Origin of the sequence: Corallococcus sp. 4LFB (assembly GCF_046520365.1) — a bacterium.
Taxonomy (GTDB): Bacteria; Myxococcota; Myxococcia; order Myxococcales; family Myxococcaceae; genus Corallococcus; species Corallococcus caeni.
Window position 1 is genome coordinate 1 of record NZ_JBKGHJ010000897.1, and the last position, 1843, is coordinate 1843.

A 1843-nucleotide genomic window follows, 5' to 3' on the forward strand; every position below is an offset into this window, starting at 1 on the left:
TGGAGTACCTGGGCCGGGTGGACTTCCAGGTGAAGGTGCGAGGCTTCCGCATCGAACTAGGGGAAGTCGAAGCAGCCCTGCGCCAGCAGGAGACGGTGAAGGAATCCGTCGTCGTGGCGAAGGGGGAGGGCGCGGAGAAGCGGCTCGTGGCGTACGTGGCGCCGAAGGCAGGCAAGACGCTGGAGGCAGAGGCGCTGAAGGCGAGCCTGCGTCAGCGGCTGCCGGAGTACATGGTGCCCGGAGCGGTGGTGGTGCTGGAGGCGCTGCCGCTCAACGCCAACGGAAAGGTGGACCGCAAGGCCCTGCCGGACCTGGACGTCTCCGCGTCCCAGGCCCAGGACTTCGTCGCGCCCCGCGACGCGCTGGAATCCCAGCTCGCCACGGTGTGGGAGGAGGTCCTGGGCGTGCACCCCATCGGTGTCCGCACCAGCTTCTTCGCGCTGGGAGGCCACTCACTGCTCGCGGTCCGCCTGATGGCCGCGCTGCGCGAACGGCTGGGCCGCGAAGTGCCCCTGGCCGCGCTCTTCCAGCACCCCACCGTGGAGGAGCTGGCGAAGCTGCTGCGCGATGAAGCCGGAGCGTGGTCGCCGCTCGTCCCGCTGGAGAAGGGCGAGCCGGGCCGCAGGCCCCTGTTCCTCGTCCACCCGGGCGGAGGCAACGTGCTCGCGTACCCGGAGCTGGCGCGGCTGCTGGGCCCCACCAGCCCGTCATCGGCATCCAGGCGCGGGGCCTCCAGGTGGGCCAGGCCGTCGCGGAGACCGTGGAGGAGATGGCGGCCCTGTACGTGGCCGCCATCCGCGCGGAGCAGCCGGAGGGGCCCTATCTGCTCGCCGGCTGGTCGCTCGGCGGCGTCATCGCCTTCGAGATGGCCCGCCAGCTGCGCGCGCAGGGACAGGCCGTGGGGCTGCTGGCGCTCGTGGACGCGTTCGTCCCCGGCGTGCAGCAGCCTTCCTCCGAGGCCCCAGACAAGGACCCCGACGCCAGCGTGCGCGTCGCCTTCGCCCAGACGGTGGCCCAGGCCTTCTCCCTGACCCTGCCCGTGACGGACGAGGCCCTGGAGCGCATGGACGACGACGCCATGCTGGGGACGCTCCTCGCCGTGGGCGTCCAGGCCGGCCTCCTGGAGGAAGCGACGGGCCGCGAGCAATTGCGCGCCCTGTTCCGCGTCTACCAGGCCAACCTGCGCGCCATGGACCGCTACACCCCCGGCCCCTACGAAGGCCCGGCCCTGCTGCTCGCCGCCACGGAGGCGACGCCCAGCCCCGGGGTGCCGCGCCACCGGGGCTGGGAGCCCTGGGTCCGGGGGGGACTGGACGTGAGGGACGTCCCTGGGGGACACCATCAACTCATGCAGGAGCCGTACGTGCGGCACGTGGCCACGCTGTTGCGCGAGGCCCTGGAGGACAAGTCATGACCGTTGAAACATCCGAGACATCGCGCGGGGGCTCTCCATGGCCCAACCGCCTCATCCTGGCCGTGTGGTTCGTGTGCTTCTCCGTGGGCGCGCTGATCCACATCCTCACCGTGGCGAAGTTCGGCCTCTTCGCGAACGACCCGGCGGATCCGCTGCCCATGGGGTTCGTCGTCGTGAACGAGCTGTTCACCGTCCTCAACCCGCTCACCATCCTGCTGCTCATCTTCAAGCGGCGGGCGGGCATCGTGTCGGCGCTGGGCGTGGTGGCGCTCGTCTTCGCCCTCAACATCGCGCTGATGGTGTGGTTCTGGGTCGCCAAGCACCACCTGCACACCGTGTGGCTCTACCTCAACGGCACCATGGGCGTGTTCATGGCCGCCACGGCCCGGCGCCTGTGGCGGCCGCCCCCCCGGCGGGCCCTCCCACCGT

General features: G+C 71.4%; 2 protein-coding genes and 1 pseudogene. All 3 read left to right on the plus strand.

The window, feature by feature from the left end:
* Nucleotides 1-113: 113 nt before the first annotated feature.
* A pseudogene (locus ACLEQD_RS42510) lies at nucleotides 114-503 on the plus strand (phosphopantetheine-binding protein); the annotation flags it as partial.
* A gap of 257 nt (nucleotides 504-760) precedes the next feature.
* Entirely contained in the window at nucleotides 761-1414 is a 654-nt protein-coding gene (locus ACLEQD_RS42515) for a thioesterase domain-containing protein (RefSeq protein WP_410391670.1), read from the plus strand.
* Nucleotides 1411-1843: hypothetical protein (locus ACLEQD_RS42520; RefSeq protein ID WP_410391672.1), on the plus strand; the 433-nt coding region annotated here is incomplete at its 3' end. The genes ACLEQD_RS42515 and ACLEQD_RS42520, both read left to right, overlap by 4 nt.